Source organism: Sorangium aterium (assembly GCF_028368935.1).
In the GTDB taxonomy this organism is placed as follows: domain Bacteria; phylum Myxococcota_A; class Polyangia; order Polyangiales; family Polyangiaceae; genus Sorangium; species Sorangium atrum.
Genome location: NZ_JAQNDK010000006.1, coordinates 630182 through 651601 on the forward strand (window position 1 = coordinate 630182; position 21420 = coordinate 651601).

The following is a 21420-nucleotide window of genomic DNA, read 5'->3' on the forward strand; positions in this document are numbered from 1 at the left end:
ACGGGCCCCGGACACGCTACTCCAAACGGACGCTGAACTCGACGGGGCCGAACCGCAACGACGCGCCGGGCGGCACGAGCGTCCACACGGCCGCGGCGATTCGCTGGCCGTTCACGTAGGTCCCGTTGTTGGAGTTCTCGTCCCGCACGAACAGCTGGCCGGCCTCGAGCTTCACGCTCGCATGGGTGCCGGACACGCGCGGCTCCGACAGCGCGATCAGGCACGACGCGCCGTCGCGCCCCGCGCGCACCTCGGCGCCGGGGTGCACGGTGAAGATGCCCGCCGGGCCCGAGAGCGTCGCCCGGCTGACCCCGCCCATGGGGGGCCCCATCATCGGCCCGCCGCCGTAGCCGCCGAAGTCGCCCGGGGGCGGCGGCGCGGGCGCGTAAGGCGGAGGCGGCCCGCTCCCCGCCACGATGGGCCTCGGGGGCGCGGCCGCCACGGTGCCGCCGCGCCGCTTCCCGCCGCCGCGGAAGATGGAGACGAGGAGCAGCACGATGACGACGCCGCCGAAGGTCACGCCCCCGATGAGCAAGTACGGCAGCGGCGCCTCCTTCGCCTTCAGCGTGAGGATCTTGTCGGCCGTGACCGCGCTCGTCCGCCGCGCCTGGTTGTCGTAGATGATGAGGCGCGCCGTCGTCTGGTCGCCCTTGCCCACGAGGAACTTGTCGGTGTCCGGGAGCTCGAACTCGACGACGCTGTCGCCGGCCGAGACCGCCTTGCCGCGCATCCCGCCCTCGATCAGCGTGCGCTGGGCCTTCTTCGCGTCCTCGATGTTCCCGCCCTGCAGCGACTGCGGCGCCGCCTGGTTCTTCGGGACCATGTAGATCTCTGCCCGCTGCGCGTTGCCACCCCAGCAGAAGTTGCCGAAGATCTTGACCGTGCCGCCGGGATAGATCGGCGTCTTCTTCGCCGCGCGGTCGGTCGCGTCGCGATCGACGTCGAGCGGCCACGCGGTCGGATCGATGCCCACGGGGACGTTCTGGAAGGTGGCGTCGCCCGCGATCGGCGGATCCGTGTTGATGAAGGCGAGCTTGAACGTCTGCGTGATGCTCGGCGCGACGCACGAGACCCGCCACTTCACGATGTGCATCTTGTTGAAGCGGGTGCGGATCGCGTTGACGATGTTGGCCGCGCGCCGCTGCTGGCCGTCGCGCACCACGCTGAAGAAGCCGCCGATCTCGGTGTTCGCCATCCCCTCCATGAACTCGCGGGCGTTCGCCGTGAACTCCTCGACGAGCTGGCTCGGGAACCAGATCGAGATGACGGGCACCGGCGTCTTCGGCAGGACGTCGTTGTTCTCGGGGAACCGCCCCTTCGTCAGGTAGTCGCGGAGGAGGTTCGACGCGGCGGCGGTCGAGCTGGGATCCGCGCCGGCGGAGCCGTTCGAGAGGACCACCATCGCCTGGTGCATCGGCACCTGGACGCCCTGACCTGCGTTGCCGAGCTCCTTGAACGCGTCGGTCGCGGCGTTCTTGATGATCGTGAAGAGCGGGCGCGTGCGGCCCTGCGTCGGGTAGGTGCGCGCGACGCCGGCGATCGCCTGCGCCGCCGCCTGCTTGTTGCTCACCCACTTCGAGTCCTCGACGATGCCGCGATCATTGAAGAACATCACGTCGACGATGTCGTTCGGCTGCATCGCGTTGACGAACGCGCTCGCGACCGACTTCGCCTCGTCGAAGCGGGCGCCCATGCTCGACGCGGCGTCGATCAGGATGAGCCACGCCGTCCCGACGCCCGGCTGACCGGCGCTGTCGCCCCACCGCGCCTTCGACTCGAACTTCGCCGGCAGATCCGTGCCGTCGACCGTGACGGAGAGGATCGCGTTCTTGTCCGGGAAGTCGAACGACGAGTAGAGCGCCGACGGCTGCTCGATCGCGTCGGCGACGCAGTCGAGGTTCGCGTTGCCCGTGAGCGCGGCGCAGTTGCGGGTGAGGTCGCTGAGGCGCTTGTTCTGCACGACCTCGAGCACGGTCGTGAGCACGGGCGAGCCGTCCACGGTGCTCGCGCGCGGGTCGATGCGGAGCAGGTGCGCTTCGGGCGCGGCCTCGGCGCGGCGCTGTCCGGCGAGGAGCACGAGGACAGCGGCCGCGAGCGCGAGGAGCTTCGCGCAGCGCAGGGCCTTGCCCTCGCGCCTGCCGCGACGGGCGGAGGCGCTCATGGAGTGGATCGGGCGAGTCGCGTCATGAGAGGGAGTCATGCGTGGGGATCTCCAGCGGGCGCGAGGGAGCCGAGGAGCGCTCCCTGCGCGAGCGGGGCGGCCGCCGCGCGCTGGCGGCGGCTATCCGGTTGGTTTTCACGCAGCCTGGCAGGGGCGCCAGGTGCCGGTCGAACGTCGCGGGGGAAGGGGGCCAGGCTCGGCAACGCCTCTCCTCGTGCGATGGGCCCGTCAGGCCCGCGCGGCCACGCTGAGCAGGATGACGCTGAACCCGCCGAAGCGGATCTTGTCGCCATCGCGCAGCTCGCGCCGGCCCTGGAAGCCGATCGCCTCCTCGTTGTGGAACGTCCCATTGGTGGAGCCGAGGTCGGCGAGGACGATCCGACCGCCGTCGACCTCGAGCATCGCGTGATGCGTCGAGGTCGTGCCGTGCGCTATCTCGATGTCGACCTTCTGCCCTGTCTCGGCGCGGCCGACGATGTTCTTGCCTTGCCAGAGCGGCCAGAACCTGCCGAGCGCGTCGTCCTGGAAGCTGACGAGGAAGCCGGCGAGGGCGCGGCGGCTCTCCTGCCCCACGGCCCTCGGCGGCGCCGGCGTCGGCGCGCGCACCGCGGGAGGAGGCGGGATGTACGCGGGCGGCGGGCCCGGCGGGGCGAGGTTCTGCTGTGGCTGCGGCGGCTCGCCGTAGGCTCCGCTGCCGCTCGCCTGCGGCATCGGCGGCGGCGCGGACGCCCCTTGCTGGTTGGGCGCATAGGCCGTCTGGTTGAAGGGATCGCCGCTCATCTGGATGCCGTCGAGGGCGATCGGGTGGCCTCCCTCCATGCAGAACGAGCCGCCCGCCGGGATCGCGTGCCCCTGCACGCAGCGCGCGCCCTGCGGCTGCGGAGGCGGACCGAACCCGGGCTGCGGGGGCGGGCCGAAGCCGGGCCGCGGGAGCGGAGGGCCGGGATAGCTGCCCTGCTGCTGCTCAGGGAAGCTCGGGGCCGAGCCATAGCCGCCGCCCGGTGCGCCGTAGATGGGCGGCTCCGGCGGGAACGGCGGCGGCTTCAGCGGAACAGGAGGGGGCGGCTGGGGCGCGCCGTAGCCACCAGGCTGCGGCCCGAAGGGCGGAGGCGGACCGAAGCCGGCCGGGCCGCCGTCGGGCGCCGGCGGGAACCCGGGAGGCGAGCCTGGAGGAGCCCCGAACGGCGCCGGCGGGGGCGGACCAAAACCGCCGCTCGGCGAGCCATAGTTCGGGGGAGGCTCGGGGGGCGCCCCGAAGCCCGGAGCAGGAAACGGCGGAGGAGGAGGCGGCGGCGGAGGCGGAGCCCCGAACGCTCCAGGCCCGGACGGGGCGAGCGGCGAGGCGCACACAGCGCAGAATTTATCGGCGGGGGTCGCGGGCGCACCGCAACGCGGACAGAGCATGGTGATCCTTCTCGGGTTTCGCGGCGCCGGGGGCACCGCCGCCGCGAGCATACCGTGGCCGCTCGGCCGAGGATCAAGGAAGAAGTATGCGGGAACCCTTGCTACAGGCCGGCAACGCGGTGCGTGCGCGCGCATGCACACGTCACCGTCCAGCGCGCAGCCGCTTCCGCGCTGCGCCATGGATGCTTGCGCGCGCGATCGAAGCAGGGAGCCGGCTGCCCCCCTGGCCATCTGCTCTGCGGGAGCGCTCTCGCGCGGGATGGATGGTGCCGGACGGCGGGATCAATCCTTTGCGTCGCGGACGCGGGCGGCCTTGCCTGCCAGGTTGCGCAGGTAGAAGAGCCGCGAGCGGCGGACCACGCCACGCGAGACGATCTCGACCTTGTCGATGCGGGGGCTGTGGAGGAGGAACATGCGCTCGACGCCGACCGTGAAGCTCACCTTGCGCACGGTGAAGGTGCTCCGGACCCCGGCGCGGTGGCGCTTCAGCACGACACCCTGGAACACCTGGATGCGCTCCTTCTCACCCTCGACGATCCGGTAGTGGACGCGCACCGTATCGCCGACCCGGAAATCCGGGATCCCCTCGCGGAACAGGGGAGCTTCGATCTTCGCGAGGATGTTCGAGGTCTGCATGGTCGGTCAATCCTTCAAAGGGTCGGGGATCCGTCTTCGCGGTCCCGTGCCCGTGCTCAAGGGGGCAGGGCCGCCGCCGTTCGTGGACTGCGTCCGGCGGAGCGGGGGCCGCGCGGCCCTCGTGCTTCACGCGATGAACGCAGACGGAACCCGGTTGCGGTTCCGCAGAACATGGGCGCGAGCGCGTGCCCGCGCACCTCCCCGGGGGGTACCGGAGAGGTGCGGCATTATGCATGCGGGCGATCCGGTGTCAACGCTGGCAGCGGCGCAGTCGCTCTTGATGCGCGCTCCTGGTGCCCGTGCGCGCTTGGTGCGCGCTTCGTGCCGGGCCTTCTGCCTCAGCGGCGGACGGGGATGATTTGCACGCGGCGGGCCTCTCCCTCGCCGTCGCTCTTGGTGACGACGCCGGGAAACTTCGCCAGCGCGAGGTGGACGACGCGGCGGTCCTGCGGGTTCATCGGCTCGAAGGTGATGATCTTGCCCTCCTCGACCGCCTGCTTGCCCAGCCTGCGCGCCATGGAAGAGAGCGTGTCCTCGCGCCGCTGCCGGTAGCCCTCGGCGTCGATGATCACATGACGCCGCTTCTTGCCCGGCCGGTTGATCACGCGGTTGGCGAGGAACTGCAGCGCCGAGAGCGTCTGCCCCTTCTTGCCGATCACGCGGCCCGCGTCCTTCCCCTCGATCTCGAGCCGGATCTCCTCGGGCGGATCCTCCTCCTCGTTCTCGAGGAGGTCGACGGTGCAGTCCATGCCCATCGCCGCGAGCACATCGATCACGAAGTCAAGCGCGATATCGGCGCGCCCGTCCTCCTCGAACTCGGCCGCGTCGCCAGCGCCCTGCGCCTCGGCATCGACGTCCGCCGCGTCGATTCCCCTTTCGGCAACTTCACTATCCACGGACACGTGCTTTTCCCTTTCCGAGAGCAGGGGCCGACTTGTCGTCGTCGCCCGGAGTCTTCTTCATCGCGGATTGGGGCTCCGCGCTCGCGATCTCTCGCACCTTGATGCCGCCGGCTCGCTCGTTCTTCGCCTTCAGGTAGCGCTCGACGAGCACCTGCTGCCCGATGCCGAGCCAGGTGTTCGTCAACATGTAAACGCCGAGGCCGGCCGGGAGGAAGAGCATCATCGCGGTGAAGATGCCGGGCATCAGGTACATCATCATCTTCTGCTGCGCCGGGTCGCCCTGCGGGGGCATGAGCCTCTGCTGGATGAAGCTCGAGCCGCCGAGGACGATGGGAATGATGAAGTACTTTCCCGGGGCCGACAGGTCCGGAATCACAGGGCCGAACGGGGTGTGGTAGAGCTCCACCGCGGTCTGGAGCGCGGTGTAGAGGGCGAACCATACCGGCATCTGGAGCAGCATCGGGAAGCAGCCGATGACCGGGTTCGCGACCTTGTTCTTGCGCCAGAGCTCCTGCATCGCGACGCCGCGCTGGGCAGCGTCGTCCTTGTACCTCGCGTTGATCTCATCCATCTCCGGCTTGAGCTTGCGCATCGCGGCGGCGCTCTTGATCTGCTGGATGCTCAGCGGGAAGAGCAGGAGCCGGACGGTGATGGTGAGCAGGACGATCGCCCACCCCCAGCTGCCCACGGCGCGGTGGAGGACATAGAGGTACGAGACGAGGAGCTTCGCGATCGGCGAGAACCAGCCGAGGTTGATGACCTCGCTCGCCCCGTGGTCGACGGCGGCGAGCAGATCGCGCTCCTTCGGCCCGGTGAAGGACAGGAGCTTGTAGGTCACCGCGCCGCCGGGCGCGAGCTCCTGCTCCGGATAGGCGAGCCGCGCGCGATAGACGTGCCCGAAGTTCGGGTCCTTGCCTTTGTCCTGGAACTTCGATGAATCCCAGATGTCTTCGATCTGCGTCTCGGCCGTGGGCTGCCCCGGCCCTTCCAGCGGGATCGCGATCTTGCTGAAGTAGCTGCTCGAGACCGCGGCGAACCGCGCGTTGCCCGGGGTGCGCCGCCAGCGCTCGGCGGTGAACTCCGGGTCCTTGAAGTCGCCGGGCTCGAAGGCGTCGGGGTGCTGACGCTCGGTCTTCTGGTCGGTCGCGGCGACCGTCTCGGTGATCCACTCCGAGATCAGGCCGAGGTGGCCCTCCGTCTCCTTCTGGGTTCGCCACGACGTCTGCTCGACGGAGAGCCGGTGCTTGCGCGGCTCCTGCGCGAGGTTCTCGACCGTCATCTGCACCGAGAGCTCGAAGGGACGTCCCGTGGCCGCGACGATCTTGGTGAGCCTCGTCGCGTCGTCGGCGTAGGTGAACGTGCAGCTCTTGCCGTCCTGCGCCGAGAGCTTCCAGTCGAGATCGTCGAACGGCACCTGCGGCGTGCTGCCACCAGGCAGGCGTAGATCCGTCCTGAGAGGCATCCGCGACTCGAGCGAGGTCGTGACCAGGTCCATCGGCCTGCGCTCGCCGTTCCCCGTCGTGTACTTCGGGTCCGTCATCCACAGGTGCCGGAGCGACCCGCCGTGCGTCGACAGCTCCGCCTTGAAGCGATCTCCGTCGATGACGCACGCCTCGGCGGGCGCGCGCTCGGCGGGGGCCGTGCTGTCGTTGACGTCGAGCGGCTGCAGCTGCGGCGCGCTATGGCCGAAGAGGAGCGGCTTGCCGAACTGGAAGAACAGGATGATGGCGAGGCCGAGGAACAGCCATTTGGCGATATTGCTGCGTTCCATGAAGTCCTTCGTCGATCCCAGGATCTCGAGCCGCGCCCTTCGCTGCGGGCGTCTCGTGACGCCTCACGAGGCTGCCCAGGGTCGCTCCGTGCGGGCTTCGCTCCGCGGTGTGTCGTGCGCCGTGCCGCAGGGGGCCTTGTCGATGGCCGAGCGGGATTAGTCCATGAGGGTGACCCGGCCGCTGAAGCCCGCTCGACAAGGGGATGAGGCGTGCGAGGCGAGCTCCGCGCCAGTAGACGAACAGCGTGTCGTATCCCGCGGGTCAGCGTCCCGTTGACGCGGCATCCGGGCAGCCGCGGCACGGCGAAGACGAGGTGGCGGCGGAGGGTCGAACCCGCCTGGATGAAACGGGTGACACCTACACAGTCGCTTGAGCGAAAGCAAGCTCCCCCGGAGCGCCCCGTGGTCCACGATGCAGGCGGCGGCGTAGCGCGAGCAGGAGGGCTCGAACCGACAGACCGGACCCATCAACGCCACGATGAGCCTGGAGAGCGTCATCTGGTAGGCGCGGATCAGCGCGAGGAGGAGCGTCGCCAGCATGCGGTGAGCCGTGAGAGAGCGATGAGCTTGGGGCCCAGCGCACCACGGCGCAAGGTATGCCCCGCCATCTTCTAGCTGTCGGTCGGGTCGGCCTGGTCAGTCTGGTCTGGCGCGCGCGCTGGCGGATCGCCTGCGCTGCGCTCGGCCATGAGCTCCGTTCGCGCGCGCGGCGCGGCGGTGAGCGCCTCCCTCGCCCGGCGGCGGAGCACCGGAACCACGCCCCGAAGCTCCGCGAGGACGTCATCGAGGCCGAGCGAGCCGGCGCCAGTGCGGAGGATCACCACGATGTCGACGCGCTCCGGGAAGAGCTCCGGGAATCTCCGGAACGCCTCCCTGAGCAGGCGCTTCGCGCGATTGCGTGACACGGCGCCGCCCACCTTGCGCGAGGCGACGAGGCCCAGGCGAGACGGCCCCGATGGGACGGGCGCGGCAGCGCTCTTCACGTCGCCGCCGCGGGGGGCCCCGCCGCGAGCGGCGCCCTCGGTGGGGGCCGCGACGAGGATCAGCAGGTGGCGGGTGCTGACGCGATGACCACCGTTCTGGATGCGGACGAATTCAGCCCGCCTGCGAATGCGGCGCTCGCGCGGGAACGAGGAGGAGGACGCCGACGAGCGCGGGTGCGCTGGCGCCATCACCGCCGCGTTACTTCTTGTAGATGGTGGGCGAGAGCCGGGCGCGGCCCTTGCGGCGACGGTTGTTGATGACCTTGCGACCGCCGGCGGTCGCCATACGCGCACGGAAGCCGTGGGTCCGGGCGCGGCGGGTGTTATGGGGCTGGTAGGTGCGCTTCATGGCTGGTGGTCCCTCGGTCTGGACCGCGAACGGCGGCATCCTGGCCGCACGTCAAGCGGGCGCGCAAGAAAGCATGACGTTCGGCTCAGGTCAACACCGGATGACGTGGTGACGCGCCTTTACCGCGCCTTTACCGCGCCTTTACCGCGCCTTTACCGCGCCTTTACCGCGCCTTTACCGCGCCTTGTACGTACGCGCCTTGTACGCGCCTTGCCCGGGTTCGCCGTTCTCTCTCACCTTTCTAGACGCCTGGGTTAGCGTGTAGCCTCCGATCGACCGCGACGGCCGTTCGAAAGCGGGTCACAGGAGGGAATTTGACGCGCACCGGAGGACATGAGGGGGAAAAGCAGCACGCGCCCGCACGGGGCGTCAAGCGACGCGCGCTGGGGGCTGCTGCGGCGGGAGCCTTGTTCTTGAGCGCGCTCCCTGTGAGCGCACAGACGAGAACGTTCTACCTGGACCGGCTCTACATGGCCGGCGCTCCCGACGACTCGATCGCGCTCTGGCGACCGCAGGTGGCGCCGGAGACGCGCTTCTTCGGGCAGTTCGGGCTCGGGCTCGGCCTCAATCCCTTCCGGGTCGAGAACATGCTGAACGACGAGCAGGCCGCGGGGCGGTTCAGCAGGGAACACGGCTCGCCGGTGTCCTCGCAGCTCATCGGCTACTTCAACGGGGGCGTCGAGCTCCTCGACCGCTTCTCGTTCCAGGTGGGGCTGCCGGTCATCGCCCTCCAGACGAGCAACCCGACGAACGACCCGAGCGTCGCCGGCGCAGAGGACGCGGCGAGCCCTTCGACCGCCGCGCTCATGGACATACGGCTCGACGGGCGGGCGATCCTGTACCGCACCGAGGATCGCTTCTTCAAGCTGGGCGCCAACGCGACGGCGTGGGTGCCGACCGGCAGCAAGCTCTCGTTCTCGGGCGACAACGCCGCGAGCGCGATGATCGGGCTCTCCGGCGAGATCGATCTCAAGTCGATGTTCTTCGTCCTGAACACCGGGGTGCACTTCCGTCCGTACTCATCGCTCAACGACTTCGCCGTGACGAACGAGTGGAGGTGGGGGATCGGCGGCTTCCTCCCGCTCCGGAACGGGACGCTGCGGCTCGGCGCGCAGATCTTCGGATCGACGGGCCTCGGCCGGGGCACGACGTTCACGGGCGACAACACGCCGCTGGAGTGGATGGCCGAGGGGCGGCTCGCGCTCGATCAGCGCAAGAAGGGGTGGCTCGGGGCCGGCGCCGGAACGCGGCTGTCGGGCGGCTACGCGCCGGATTTCCGGATGGTCGCGGCCATCGGCTACTCGTTCGGCATCTCGGACGTCGAGCCCATGTCTCCCGGCAGGCGCTTCCAGGCGGTGCCGCCGCGCGCCGCGGATACGGACAAGGATGGGCTCCCGGACGACATCGATCTCTGCCCGACCGATCCCGAGGACGGCAAGCCGCCGAACCCCGACGACGGCTGCCCGGCGCTGCCCGATCGCGACGGCGACGGCATCCCCGACACGAGCGACAAGTGCCCGGATCAGCCCGAGGACTTCGACAAGATCAACGACGCCGACGGCTGCCCGGAGGACGACGCCGACGAGGACAGCATCCCGGACGCGAAGGACGCCTGCCCCAAGGAGCCGGGCCAGCCGAGCCCCGAGCCGACGAAGAACGGCTGCCCGCAGTTCATCCGTCGCATCACGGGGTCGAGCGAGATCCAGATCCTGAAGCAGGTGCAGTTCGCGACCGGCAGCGCGAGGATCCTGCCGAACAGCTACAGCATCCTCGACGAGGTCGTCCGGCTCCTCAAGGTGAACCCCGAGATCACGCTCGTCGCGATCGAGGGCCACACCGACAACCGGGGCTCGGACCAGCTCAACGAGAAGCTCTCGAACGATCGCGCTCACTCGGTGAGGACGTACCTGATCGAGCGGGGCGGCATCGATCCGGCGCGGCTCACGGCGGCGGGCTTTGGTCCGAAGCGGCCGATCGAGGACAACAGCACCGAGGCCGGGCGCCAGAAGAACCGGCGCGTCGAGTTCCACATCCGCGAGAGCAACACGGGTGGGAACAAGGCCGGCGGCGACAAGGGTGGCGGCACCGTCACGCCGTAGATGGCCCGCCCGGGCGGCGCGCGCGGGAGCCCTGCTGTGCGTGGCGCTCTCGTCGGCGTGCCGCCCTGAGCAGGGCACGCCCTACCGCTGCAGCTGCACCTTCGTGACGGACTTCGACGACGACTCGAGGCTCGACGTGGAGGTCTGCGCGCCGAGCGAGGGCCGCGCCGAAGGCGTCGGGCGTGGATGCGCGCAGACGCACGCGCCGGGCCCGGTGTCCGGATGCACCTGCAGGAGCGCCCCGGATCGCGGCCCGTGCGAGCTCAGCGCGTGCCGCGTTACCCCAGCAGCGCCTTGAGGTCGGCCGGCGTCGTGACGGGCGCCGAGCACGTCCGCCCGCGGCACGTGTAGGCGACCGCCTCGCCAGGGCGCGCGGGCTTGCCCTCGGCGACGACCTTCACCGCCGCGGCGCTCTCAGGCCGACCCGGATCCACGAGCACGATCGCCCGATTCGGCAGGTACGCCTTGAACGCCTCGCGCGCGAGCTCGGCTGCCGCCGCCGAGCCCGCCTCGCCGATCACCACGATCGTCACCGCGCCGCGCGTCAGGCGGTCGAGCACGCACACGGTCTGGCCGAGACCGAAGGCGTTCTCGAGCGCCGTCGGCGCGAGGACCTCCAGCTGCCGCTCCGCCGGTGAGAGGTAACGCTCGTCGGCGATCTCGGAGAGGCGAAGGCAGAGGAGCGCCGCCATCGAGGCGGCCGAGGGCGCGGCCTGGTCGTAGATGTCCTGCGTGCGCGCGATCAGCGCGTCGCCGTCGTCCGGCGTGAAGAAGAACCCGGGCGTGGCCTCGTCCCAGTGGTGCGCGATCATCGCGTCCGCGATCGCGCGCGCGACGCCGACGTAGCGCGGGTCGGAGGTGGCCTCGTACAGATCGAGCGCCGCGTTCCCGAGGTACGCCTGGTCGTCGAGGAACCCTGGCCGGACGTCGCCCAGGGCCGCGCCGGAGCCGCCGCGCTCGCCCTTCGCGCCTGCGGGCGCGCCGTCCTTGAGGTAACGGCCGACGCGGCCGCCGCGGATGAGCTTCCGCTCGAGCAGCGCGAAGGCGCGCGCCGCGGCGTCGACCCAGGCGGGCTCGTCCAGCGCGCGGCCCGCGTCGGCGAGCGCCCCGATGAGCAGCCCGTTCCAGCTCGCGAGCACCTTGTCGTCGCGCGCCGGCCGAGGCCTCGCCTCGCGCGCCGCGAGCATCGCGGCCCTGGCGCGCGCGAGCGCCTCGCGGCAGCGATCGAGGTGGGTCGAGGAGCCCCCTCCCGCGCCTTCGTCGATGACCGCCGCGGCCTGCTCGAGCGTGCGGTGCTGCGAGAGCACCGTCGCGCCGCTTTCCTCGAAGTTGCCCTCCTCGGTGATGCCGAAGACGAGGCGGGCCACGTCGTACGCGAGCCGATCCTCGCCGACGGCGTCGCGGAGCTGATCGAGCGTCCACACGAAGAACTTGCCCTCGCTCCCCTCCGAGTCGGCGTCCTGCGACGCGTAGAAGCCGCCCTCCGGGTCGCGCATCTCGGCGAACAGGTAGCCGACGATCTCACGCGCCGTCTCGGCGTAGATCGGCTTCCTGAACGCGCGGAACCCGTCGGCGTAGAGGCGCAGGAGGAGCGCGTTGTCGTAGAGCATCTTCTCGAAGTGGGGCACGAGCCAGCGCTCGTCCGTCGAGTAGCGGTGGAAGCCGCCGCGCAGGTGATCCCAGATGCCGCCGTCCCGCATCCTGTCCAGCGTGAGCTCGACGCCCTCCGCCGCGACGCGGTCGCCCTCCAGCACGCCGCGGCGGAGCAGCACGTCGAGCGCCATCGTGTTCGGGAACTTCGGCCGCGATCCGATGCCGCCGTGGCGGGGGTCGAGGCGCGCGAGCAGCTGCCGCGACGCGCGCCGGAGCAGATCCGACGACGCGGGCGCGACGACGCCTGCAGCGCGCGCCGGCGCGCGCTGCGCGCGCTCGATGGCCTCGGTGATCTCCTGCGCCTGCTGCTCGACGTCGTCGCGCCGCTTCCTGAAGGCGTCGGCGATCTTGTCGAGCACCTTCGGGAAGCCGGGCATGCCGAGCGCGTCCTTCGGCGGGAAGTACGTGCCCGCGAAGAAGGGGCGCTGGTCCGGGGTGAGGAACACCGTCAGCGGCCAGCCGCCGCTCCGGCCCATGAGCTGCACGACGAGCTGGTAGATGTGATCGAGATCGGGCCGCTCTTCCCGGTCGACCTTGATGTTCACGAAGAGGTCGTTCATGTGCTGGGCGATCGCCTCGTCCTCGAACGACTCGCGCTCCATCACGTGGCACCAGTGGCAGGCGGCGTAGCCGATGGACAGGAGGATCGGCTTGTCCTCTCGGCGAGCGAGATCGAGCGCCTCGGCGCCCCACGGGTACCACGCGACCGGGTTGTGCGCGTGCTGCAGGAGGTACGGCGACGACTCGCTCGCGAGCCTGTTCTTGTGGGCTGCCATGGGCCCCACGTAGGGCCGGACGCGCGGGGCCGCCAGCCGTCCGCCAGCCGCCCCGCGGCCGTCGCCGGCGCTACGCCCGCTCCAGCACCAGCGCGCAGTTGTGCCCGCCGAAGCCCGCCGAGCACTTGACCGCGTGACGCAGATCGACCGCCCGCCGCTCCCGCACGACGTCCAGGGAGCACTCCGGATCGAGCTCATCCACGTTGATGGACGGGTGCAGCAGCTGGTCGCGCAGCGAGCACACGACCGCGATCGTCTCGACGGCGCCGGCGCCGCCGAGCAGGTGCCCGATCATCGACTTGGTCGCCGAGATCGGGATGCGCGCGAGGCGCTCGCCGAAGACGCGCCGCAGCGCCAGCACCTCGGCGGCGTCGCCCTGCGGCGTCGAGGTCGCGTGCGGGTTGATGTAGCCGATCGCCTCCGGCGCCGTGCCGGCCCTGGCGAGGGCTCGCTCCACCGCGAGCGCGAGCCCGAGCCCCCCTGAGTGCGGCCGCGTGAGGTGCTCCGCGTCCGTGGTCATCCCGAAGCCGGCCACGACGGCGAGCGGCTTCGCGCCGCGCGCGAGCGCGTGCTGCTCCTCCTCGAGCACGAGCGCGCCTGCTCCCTCGCCCATCACGAAGCCCTGGCGGCGCCGGTCGAACGGGCGGCTCGCGCGCGCGGGGTCGCCGTCGACGGCCCTGGCGAGCGCCTTCGCATTGCCGAAGCCCGCGACGGTGTTGAGGCGCGTCGCTGCCTCGGCGCCCCCCGCGACCATCACGTCGGCCTCGCCCGCCTCGATCATGAGGGCCGAGGTCGCGATCGAGTGCGTGCCCGTCGCGCACGCGCTCGCGAGGTTGTACGACGGCCCCATGAGCCCGTACCGCATGGAGATGAGCGCCGCCGCGCCGTTCGGCATGACGCCCGGGATGAAGTAGGGCGACACCGCCCGCGGGCCGCGCGCCGCGCTCCTGGCGACCTGCTCTTCGAAGATCTCGACCGACCCCATGCCCGTGGACATCAGGCACCCGATGCGGGTCCGGTCGAGGCCGCTCGCTGGCGCGGTGGCGAGCGGCGGCGCGCCCTGTGCCCGCGCGCCCGCGCGTTCCGCCTCGTCTTCCGCGGCAGGGGCGCGCTCGATCGGCACGATGCCGGCCTCGCGCAGCGCCTCCACCGCGGCCGCGAGGCTGAAGTGGGTCACGCGGCCGTAGATCTCCGCTTCTTTGGGCGACAGGTACCTCCCGACATCGAACCCCTTCACGCTGGCCGCGATGTCGCTGCGGAGCCTGTCGACGGGGAAATCGCGGATGTAGTCCACGCCGGACCGGCCCGCGAGGAGGTTCTGCCAGGTGGTGGCGGCGTCGTTGCCCAGCGGGCAAACGGCGCCGATCCCGGTCACGACGACCCGCCTTCGCATCGGACTGCTCGTGTTCGTTGGGGGAGGGGAGGTGGAAGGGTTCAGGCGGACAGCACCTGGGGCGCGGCGTTGTCCAGGTTGGGAGCGCCTGCGCGGCCCTCGATCGAGGTGTCACGGCGGCCCTCACCGCCGCGGCGAAGCTCGAGCGCTGTGCGCTGGGCGGCGAGCATCTCGTGCCGGCTCACGCCGAGGTACTTGAGGATCGGCATGTAGACCTTCTGGATGAACACGTTCCGGTCGACGCCGGCCTCGCGCATCTTCAGGATGCGCGAGTCGTAGTCGGGGACGATCCCGACGCCCGGCATCTCGAAGTTCGCGAACACGTGCGCCATGTCCGCGAGCGTCCCCGGCCGGTCCTCCTCGAGCAGCACCTTGATGACGCTCTGGTAGAAGCGGCAATGGGCGATCTCGTCGCGGGCGATGTAGTCGTAGATCGCCCGCAGGCACTCGTCGCCCTCCGTCGCGGCCCGCTCCCGGTGCTTCACGTAGATGACGAACGTCGCCATCTCCTGCACGCAGCCGTAGAACGTCATCTGCCGCGGCGTGTGGAACGGGAGGTCCCACTTCTTCTCGAAGATCTGGTTCTGTAGATCGGTGAGCTGCTCCTCCGTGCGCTTGCCGGAGCGCAGGAGGTACTGCATCAGCGTGAGCGAGTGCTTCGACTCCTCATAGGCCCAGTTGGCCTGGAACCACGCCTGGCCGAAGTACTTCCGCACGAGGTTGATGCCGTTCGCCACGTAGTCCGGCAGGTACATCTCGACCGAGCAGAAGGTCTCCGCGCACAGGGCGAGCTCCTCGCTCGCGTCCCTGTTCACGCGCTCCCACGGGATGTCCTGGAAGACGTTCCAGCGGCGCTCGCGCTCCGCCTTCTCGAAGAACGTCATGTACTCCTGGAAGATCTTCTCCTCCAGCCGGCTCATACGATCGCCTCCAGCCGCTCCCCGACCTTCTTGCAGAGGTCGCCCACGGTGATGAGCTCGACCAGATCCTCGTCCGGAATCATGATCCCGAGCTCTGTCTCCATCTCTCCGACGATCTGCATCATCGAGAGCGAGTCGATGCCGAGCTCGGTGATCACGGACGTCGCGGTGACATTGGGGAACTCGCGCTTGTCCACCCGGGCGGCAACCGTCTTGAACATCTCGAGCAGATTGGTCTTGTCCGTCATGGTTCAGTCGATCCTGCGAAGCTCGTATTGAGCGAGGGAGCTGTAGTGCTTGTCGAACGCGTTCACGCACGTCGACAGGTAACGATCGTAGTCGTCGAAGACCTTGTCCCCCCACGTCGACCGGATGGTCTTCTCGTTCAGCTTGAGCCGGCGGAGCCACTCCGCGGTGGTGCGCTGGTAGTGCTCGCGCCGCGTGTTCACCTGCATCACCTCCCAGTAGGGGTTCGCCGCCTGGATGATGTCCTCGAGCCGAGGGTTCAGCCCCCCGGGGAAGATCTCCCGCGTGACGAAGTAGATGTCCTCCAGCTCTTTCTTCGTGCCGCCGGGGAGCCCACCCCAGGGCGTCATCCGCGGCGTACGGTTGCGGAGGATGGTCTGGAGGCCGAACCAGGCGCCCTTGCTCGTGAGCTCCCAGGCCTTCTTGAAGTAAGCCCGATAGATGTCGATGGCCTTGCCCTGGCGCGCCTCCTCCGGCGAGCACAGGTGATCGATCATGCAGATCGAGATGAGGCTGTCGAACCGCTCGGCCGTCGCGAAGGTCCGGAAATCGCCGCCGACCACCTCGACGCCGGGGATCTTCCGGGCGTTCACCTCGGCGGCCTGCGCGGTGGACAGGGTGACGCCGACCGCGCGCGTCACGCCGCGCGTCGTGGCCACGTACTCGAGCGCCGCGCCCCAGCCGCAGCCGATGTCGAGCACCTTCTTCCCGGGCCCCGCCTTGGCGAAGTCCGACAGGATCCGGAGCTTGTTCAGCTGCGCGGCCTCGAGCGACTGCTCGGGGGACTCGTAGACGGCGCATGTGTAGTTCATGCGCTCGTCGAGCCAGAGCCTGAAGAACTCGTTCGAGACGTCGTAGCTGACCTCGACCTCGGCCTTACTGGATCCCATCGATGACTCCTTCGACACGTGCCGGGGCGCCGCCCGCGCGGCCCCCTTCGGTTCGCGACCCAGGGCCGCCCGCGCGGACCACGTCGCCATGGGGAGAGGGCGTCGCGCCCTCGTCAATGTCCGAGGCGACCTCGAGCTCGCCGGCCTCGAAGCGCCGCTTCATCTCGCGGCGCCGCACCTTGCCGCTCGACGTCTTCGCCAGCGTCCCCCGCTTGATCAGCGCGACCTCGGACAGCTGCACGCCGAGCTGGGCGCGCACGGCCTGGGTGATCGCCTGCGCGACGCCGGCGACGCTCCGCTTGGCCTCGGCGACGACGATCGCGCGCTCGGCCCCCTCGGCGGTGAGGCACGAGAACGCGACGCAGTGGCCCTCGCGCACCCCCTCGACGGAGGACGCGATGCGCTCGATGTCCTGGGGGAAGTAGTTCTTGCCGCCCAGGATGATGAGATCCTTGGAGCGGCCGCAGAGGTACACCTCGCCGGCGACGGTATAGCCGAGATCGCCTGTCCGCAGCCAGCCCCCTCCGAACGCGGCCTCGGTCGCCTCTGGCTCGTTGAAGTAGCCGGCGGCGACGCTCGGGCCGCGCACCCAGATCTCCCCGACCTCGCGCGGGCCGAGCGGCGATCCGTCGGGGCCCGCGATGATGAGCTCGTGGCAGGGGAGGGGGCGACCGCAGGAGACGAGCTCCAGCGACGCGCCGCCGTTCGCGGGCCACGCCTTGCCGGCCTGCATCGCCTTCGCGTCCACGCGATCGGTGGTGAGCGGGGCCTTGAGGTCGCTGAACGTGATCGCCAGCGTGGCCTCGGCCATGCCGTACGAGGGCAGGATGCTCTCCGGGCGGAGCCCCCGCTCGCCGAAGCGGCGGAGGAACGCGCGGAGCACGTCGGCCTGGATCGGCTCGGCGCCGCACCCGAGCGCGCGCACGCAGGAGAGGTCCCAGCTGCCCGCCTGCGCGTCGGTGACGGCGCGCGTGGCGAGGGCGAAGGCGAAGTTCGGGGCAAAGGTGATCGTGCCGCGGAACCTGTGGATCGCGTCGAGCCAGAGCGAGGGGCGGCGGATGAACGCCGTCGTCGGCAGGAACATCACCGGCACGAGCGCGTAGAGCGGCGCGATGACGAAGCCGATGAGCCCCATGTCGTGGTAGAGGGGCAGCCAGCTGACGCCGCGATCTTCCGGGGTGGAGCGCAGCCCGTCGAACATGATGGCGTGGCTGTTCACCGTCAGGTTGCGGTGGGTCACCATCACGCCCTTCGGCCGCGAGGTGCTCCCCGACGTGAACTGCAGGAACGCGAGGTCGTCGAGGGACACGCGCCACGGCTCGCCCGCGTCCGATGCGTCGAACGGGTCGGGCGCGCGCAGGTCACGCTCGAGGACGACGCGCAGCCCCGGCAGGGCATCGCGGCTCTCGCCGTTCGCCGCGAGGTAGGCGTCGATCATCTCCTTGAGCTGCTCGTTCGTGACGAGCACGCTGGCGCCTGACGCCTCGAGGATGTGCTGCACGGTCTCGCCGTACGCCTCGAGCTTGGCCAGCGACTGCGGCGGGTACATCGGGACGGCGACGATGCCTGCCGTCAGCGCGCCCACGAAGGTCAGGACGAACTCGTCGGCCTCCGTCAGGATCAGCGCGACCCGGTCGCCCTTGCGGAGCCCGAGCTTGCGAAGCGCGTAGGCCCGGCGCCTCGCCTCGATCCAGAGCTCGGCGTAGGTGATCGCTCGCTCCTCCCCCGAGCTGCGAACGAACGTGACTGCGCGGTCGGCGTGCACCGAATTCTGCTGAAGGACTTCGACGAACGTGCGCATAGGCTCTCTGGCGGCTCAGGCCGGCCGGACGTAGTGATCCGTCCGATAAGGACAACGGGGGCCTGAGTGAGCGCAGCCATAAGCGAAAATCGAGCCAGGGCAAACAGAAAACACGGGAATCCAGGGTTTGAGCTTGATTCCGCCGTGTACGCTTCGGATTCGCCAGGGCGCGATAGTCACGGGTGACGAAAAATCGTGCGCAGAGTGCGTCGAATATTCGTCACATCCGCCCTCGAGTGCGAATTGAGGTTCGCGTGGTGCGGGAGTCACACCGGCAGATGGCGCCGGCAGATGGCGCCGACCCAGGTTGAGGTTGGGCCGACCCAGGTTGAGGTTGCCGACCCAGGTTGAGGTTGGGCCGACCCAGGTTGAGGTTGCCTGGTTGCGCCGGTGAGATGGCCACCCGGCTTCGAGCTGCGGGCGCACAAAATGCAAAGAGGCGCCGGTCTCCCAGCGCCTCCCGCTCTCATGCGCGACGTCGCCGGCTACTCGCCGTCGTCCAGGCCCATGTGGCCCGCCGCCTCGTCTTCATGGGCGTCTTCGCCCTTCTTGTCGTCCTTCTTCTCGGTCTTCTCGAACCTCTTCGGCTCCGCGAGGGCCCAGTCGGCCGACCACGACGACAGCACGTAGATCGTGCCATCGCCGCCTTCCTTCGTGGCGTAGCGGCTCGACCCCTTCGCGATCTTGCCCACCTTGACGGTGAAGTCGCCCGCGTTGTCCTTGAGCTTGATCGTGATGATCCCGCCGTTCGAGGCCGCCGCGTCGAGCCCGGTGTCCGACTTCTCGTCGCCGAAGTCCTCCGCGCCGAGGTTCTTGTAGGCGCGCAGCAGGTCCTTCACCTTGGCCTCGTCGAACTTCTCCCACTTCGCGGAGGCCGCGCCCAGCTTGCCGCCCTTGTCGCGCTGGGCGAACGTGCCGGCCCACTTGTCGCCGTTCTTCGAGAAGCTGAACAGGCCGTTCTTGTTCTCGACCGAGACCTGGATGGCGTTCTCGTCCTCGAACTTGAGGATCGACGTCTCGCGCCAGTTCTTCGGCTCCCGCGTGTAGAGGTAGCTCGAGTAGCCGCCCGCGACGAAGACGCCGTCCTTCCCGTCGACGCGCGCCATCTGGCCGCGCGAGCCGCTCTTGCCGAGGTACAGGTCGAGCGCCTTCTCCTCACCCTTGTACGCGACGACGTGGACCGCCTTCTCGTTGGTGAGCTCGTACTGAGGGTACGTGCCGTTCGTCCGGTCGATGACCTCCTTCAGCTTGAGCTCCTTCAGGTTGTCGAGGAGGCTCCGCACGTTCGCCGCGTTCGCCTTGGCGTTGACGGGCTTCGTGACCTCCCACGTGTCGCCCTTCTTCTCGAGCGTCACGTCGGACTTGTCGGCGTTCTTGATCGCGATCTTCGTGACCTTCTCGACGTCTTCCTTCGAGACGCCCACCTTCGGCAGATCCGCCGTGGCGGCGGTCGCCGAGTGCGCGGCGAGCTCGTCCTTCTGCTTCTTCTGCGTGAAGTACACGCCGAGGCCGAGGAGCGCGAGGACGGCGAGGGCGATGTAGATTCTGTGCTCGGTCTTCATGGCTCTTTCACCCGATGGGGCTCTGGCTCAGTCGAGCGTGATGTTCTCGCGGGCGCTCTCGCGACGCCGCCACCGGATGAGGCCGAACACGGCGAAGAGGGCCGCCGGCAAGAGCGTCAGCGACCACTGCACGCGCTGCTGCACGGTCTTGCGCTCCGCCCGGTACTCCTCGGCCTTCTTGGCCAGGGTGGCCTCGTCGTCCGTGGCCTCCTGCTTCGGCTTCTCGATGCCCGCGTAGGTCAGGTTCGTGTCGCCGAACATCTTCGCGGTCGCGGCGAGCAGCGTGCTGTCCCCCGCCATCCAGTCGAGGGTGTTCTTGAACGCCAGGATGGTGGCGGTCAGGTACTTCTGCGCGTACGGCTGCGAGAGCATCAGGAGATCCTCGTCGCCGCCCATCCCGCCCATCATCGCCATCTGAGGCGGCATGGGGGGCGGGTTGCCGGCCCGCGCGAACGGGTTCGCGAGGAACTGCGACGCCGACAGCACGAGGATGCGGCCCTTGTCAGCGCTCTCCGCGGGAGCGCTGATCCCGAGCCCCTCCTGGCCCCCGAAGGCGCTCTTGAGCTTGCCCTCGATGGTCACGGCGATCGCGCGCTGCGCGTACTCGCCCTTCGGCTTCCAGTCGGCCGAGAACTTCATGTCGATGGCCTCGGACACGTCGACCGTCGTCTTCGGCGTCGAGCGCGCGACGACCTTCATCGTCGCCTCGGGCTGCTTCTCCGGGTGCGGCACGAGGGTCGACGGGAAGGGGAAGGAGAGCTCGGGGAGGCGGAAGAAGCCGGGGAACGACGAGTCGAGGATCTGCTCCTTCTCGTCGAAGCGGCTGTCCTCCTGGAGCTGGAGGATGCCCGGCGCGCGGAACCACATCATCTGGCCCGACTGCGTCTGCACCGGGATGGCCATCGAGCGGCTCCAGTCGAGGATCGCCTCCTTCTTCATCTCGACGCCGTAGCCGTCGAGCAGCTTCTCGAGGCCCCAGGTGTTGAGCGAAGCCTTCATCGCCGGATCGGACGCCTTGAGGTTCACCGCGCCGGCGAACACGGCGAGCGCCTTGTTGCCCAGCATCATGAACTGGTCGATGCGGCGCAGCTCCTTCTCGGTGAACTCCTTGCCCGGCTGCGTGATGACGAGGCCGGCGAGCTCCTTGTTGATCTCGCTGTCGCCGCCCTTCAGGTCGACGTCCTCGAACTTGTAGAACGGGAAGTGGTGCTCGAGCAGCGCGCGCATCGACGGGCCGCCCCCCCGGCCGCCCTGGGCCGCGACGAGGTTCGCGTCCGTCAGCTTGATCTCGTCCTTGCCGGTCACGATGCCGATCTTGGTGTCGATGGCGTCCGCCTTGTCGCGGATCTCGCGGATCGTGTTCGTGATCCAGAACTCGAGGCCCTGCGCCTGGTCCGGCGAGAGCATCGGGATCGCCTCCTTCTCGCTGCCGTACTTGAAGGCGATGCCCATGAACCCGCGGGTGATCGTGGCCTGATCCTGGCCGGTCTCGCTCCCCTCGCCGAACGCGGCCTCCTGCAGGCCCGCCTCCTTGGCGGCGGCGCGCTGCTCGTCCGTCTTCGCCTCGATGATCGCGTAGTGGAGCTTGCCGTTCGAGGCCTGCTCGTACTCGTTCATGAGGTCGGTGAGGTCCTGGATGAACGCCTCGTGCTTCGGGAGCCCCCGGGTGACGTAGACGTCGATCTGGAGATCCTGCTTGAGCCCCTCGCGGACGAGGTGGGCCGAGCCCTTCGAGAGGGTGAACCTCTCGGTCTTCGTCATGTCGAAGCGCTTGTAGGCGCCGTACGAGATGACGTTGGCCACCACGAGGATGGCGGCCACGATGGCCAGGTAGACGCCTGTCTGCGTCGCGGCTTTGGCTTTCCGTTCCATGG

At 69.6% G+C, this 21420-nt stretch carries 17 protein-coding genes; 1 reads left to right on the forward strand and 16 read right to left on the reverse strand.

Annotation, left to right across the window (positions count from 1 at the left end):
* Nucleotides 1-16: 16 nt before the first annotated feature.
* The 8 genes from POL72_RS46415 to rpmH form a co-directional block, all read right to left on the reverse strand.
* On the reverse strand, nucleotides 17-2161 hold the full coding sequence (locus tag POL72_RS46415) for an FHA domain-containing protein (protein ID WP_272103395.1): 2145 nt from the start codon (nucleotides 2159-2161) through the stop codon (nucleotides 17-19).
* Nucleotides 2162-2389: 228 nt separating this feature from the next.
* Nucleotides 2390-3565: an FHA domain-containing protein gene (locus tag POL72_RS46420; protein WP_272103396.1), complete on the reverse strand. Its 1176-nt coding sequence runs from the start codon at nucleotides 3563-3565 to the stop codon at nucleotides 2390-2392.
* A 282-nt stretch (nucleotides 3566-3847) separates the two neighbouring features.
* Nucleotides 3848-4201: a 50S ribosomal protein L19 gene (gene rplS / locus POL72_RS46425; RefSeq protein WP_012235149.1), complete on the reverse strand. Its 354-nt coding sequence runs from the start codon at nucleotides 4199-4201 to the stop codon at nucleotides 3848-3850.
* Nucleotides 4202-4539: 338 nt separating this feature from the next.
* Nucleotides 4540-5097, reverse strand: coding sequence for a Jag family protein (locus tag POL72_RS46430; RefSeq protein WP_272103397.1), 558 nt, complete (start codon nucleotides 5095-5097; stop codon nucleotides 4540-4542).
* Nucleotides 5090-6874: a membrane protein insertase YidC gene (yidC, locus tag POL72_RS46435; RefSeq protein ID WP_272103398.1), complete on the reverse strand. Its 1785-nt coding sequence runs from the start codon at nucleotides 6872-6874 to the stop codon at nucleotides 5090-5092. The genes POL72_RS46430 and yidC overlap by 8 nt, the downstream gene beginning before the upstream one ends.
* A gap of 156 nt (nucleotides 6875-7030) precedes the next feature.
* Complete coding sequence (gene yidD / locus POL72_RS50845; RefSeq protein WP_276598071.1) at nucleotides 7031-7414, reverse strand: membrane protein insertion efficiency factor YidD; 384 nt, start codon at nucleotides 7412-7414, stop codon at nucleotides 7031-7033.
* Between the two features lie 71 nt (nucleotides 7415-7485).
* Entirely contained in the window at nucleotides 7486-8046 is a 561-nt protein-coding gene (rnpA, locus tag POL72_RS46445; RefSeq protein ID WP_272103400.1) for a ribonuclease P protein component, read from the reverse strand.
* Between the two features lie 10 nt (nucleotides 8047-8056).
* A complete protein-coding gene (gene rpmH / locus POL72_RS46450) occupies nucleotides 8057-8206 on the reverse strand; it encodes a 50S ribosomal protein L34 (protein WP_272103402.1) in 150 nt (49 codons plus the stop codon).
* Between the two features lie 428 nt (nucleotides 8207-8634).
* On the opposite strand from rpmH, the gene POL72_RS46455 reads away from it, so the two are divergent.
* Nucleotides 8635-10305 carry an OmpA family protein gene (locus tag POL72_RS46455; protein ID WP_272103403.1) on the forward strand — a complete coding sequence of 557 codons (1671 nt, stop codon included), beginning with the start codon at nucleotides 8635-8637 and terminating at the stop codon, nucleotides 10303-10305.
* Nucleotides 10306-10583: 278 nt separating this feature from the next.
* Here POL72_RS46455 and POL72_RS46460 read toward each other — a convergent pair whose 3' ends face one another.
* The 8 genes from POL72_RS46460 to POL72_RS46495 all read right to left on the reverse strand — a co-directional run bounded on the left by POL72_RS46460 (nucleotide 10584) and on the right by POL72_RS46495 (nucleotide 21418).
* Nucleotides 10584-12734, reverse strand: coding sequence for a thioredoxin domain-containing protein (locus POL72_RS46460; RefSeq protein ID WP_272103405.1), 2151 nt, complete (start codon nucleotides 12732-12734; stop codon nucleotides 10584-10586).
* Between the two features lie 70 nt (nucleotides 12735-12804).
* A complete protein-coding gene (locus POL72_RS46465; protein ID WP_272103407.1) occupies nucleotides 12805-14127 on the reverse strand; it encodes a beta-ketoacyl-[acyl-carrier-protein] synthase family protein in 1323 nt (440 codons plus the stop codon).
* A 41-nt stretch (nucleotides 14128-14168) separates the two neighbouring features.
* Nucleotides 14169-15047, reverse strand: a complete 879-nt coding sequence (locus POL72_RS46470) for an acyl-ACP desaturase (protein ID WP_272103409.1) — start codon at nucleotides 15045-15047, stop codon at nucleotides 14169-14171.
* Nucleotides 15044-15295 (reverse strand): acyl carrier protein, encoded by a 252-nt coding sequence (locus tag POL72_RS46475; RefSeq protein ID WP_272103411.1) that lies wholly within the window; start codon nucleotides 15293-15295, stop codon nucleotides 15044-15046. The genes POL72_RS46470 and POL72_RS46475 overlap by 4 nt, the downstream gene beginning before the upstream one ends.
* 3 nt (nucleotides 15296-15298) lie before the next feature.
* On the reverse strand, nucleotides 15299-16183 hold the full coding sequence (locus POL72_RS46480; protein WP_272103413.1) for a class I SAM-dependent methyltransferase: 885 nt from the start codon (nucleotides 16181-16183) through the stop codon (nucleotides 15299-15301).
* Nucleotides 16170-17984: a fatty acyl-AMP ligase gene (locus tag POL72_RS46485; RefSeq protein WP_272103415.1), complete on the reverse strand. Its 1815-nt coding sequence runs from the start codon at nucleotides 17982-17984 to the stop codon at nucleotides 16170-16172. The genes POL72_RS46480 and POL72_RS46485 overlap by 14 nt, the downstream gene beginning before the upstream one ends.
* Nucleotides 17985-18469: 485 nt before the next feature.
* Nucleotides 18470-19546: a DUF4340 domain-containing protein gene (locus POL72_RS46490; RefSeq protein ID WP_272103417.1), complete on the reverse strand. Its 1077-nt coding sequence runs from the start codon at nucleotides 19544-19546 to the stop codon at nucleotides 18470-18472.
* A 27-nt stretch (nucleotides 19547-19573) separates the two neighbouring features.
* Entirely contained in the window at nucleotides 19574-21418 is a 1845-nt protein-coding gene (locus POL72_RS46495; RefSeq protein WP_272103418.1) for a GldG family protein, read from the reverse strand.
* Nucleotides 21419-21420 lie beyond the last annotated feature (2 nt).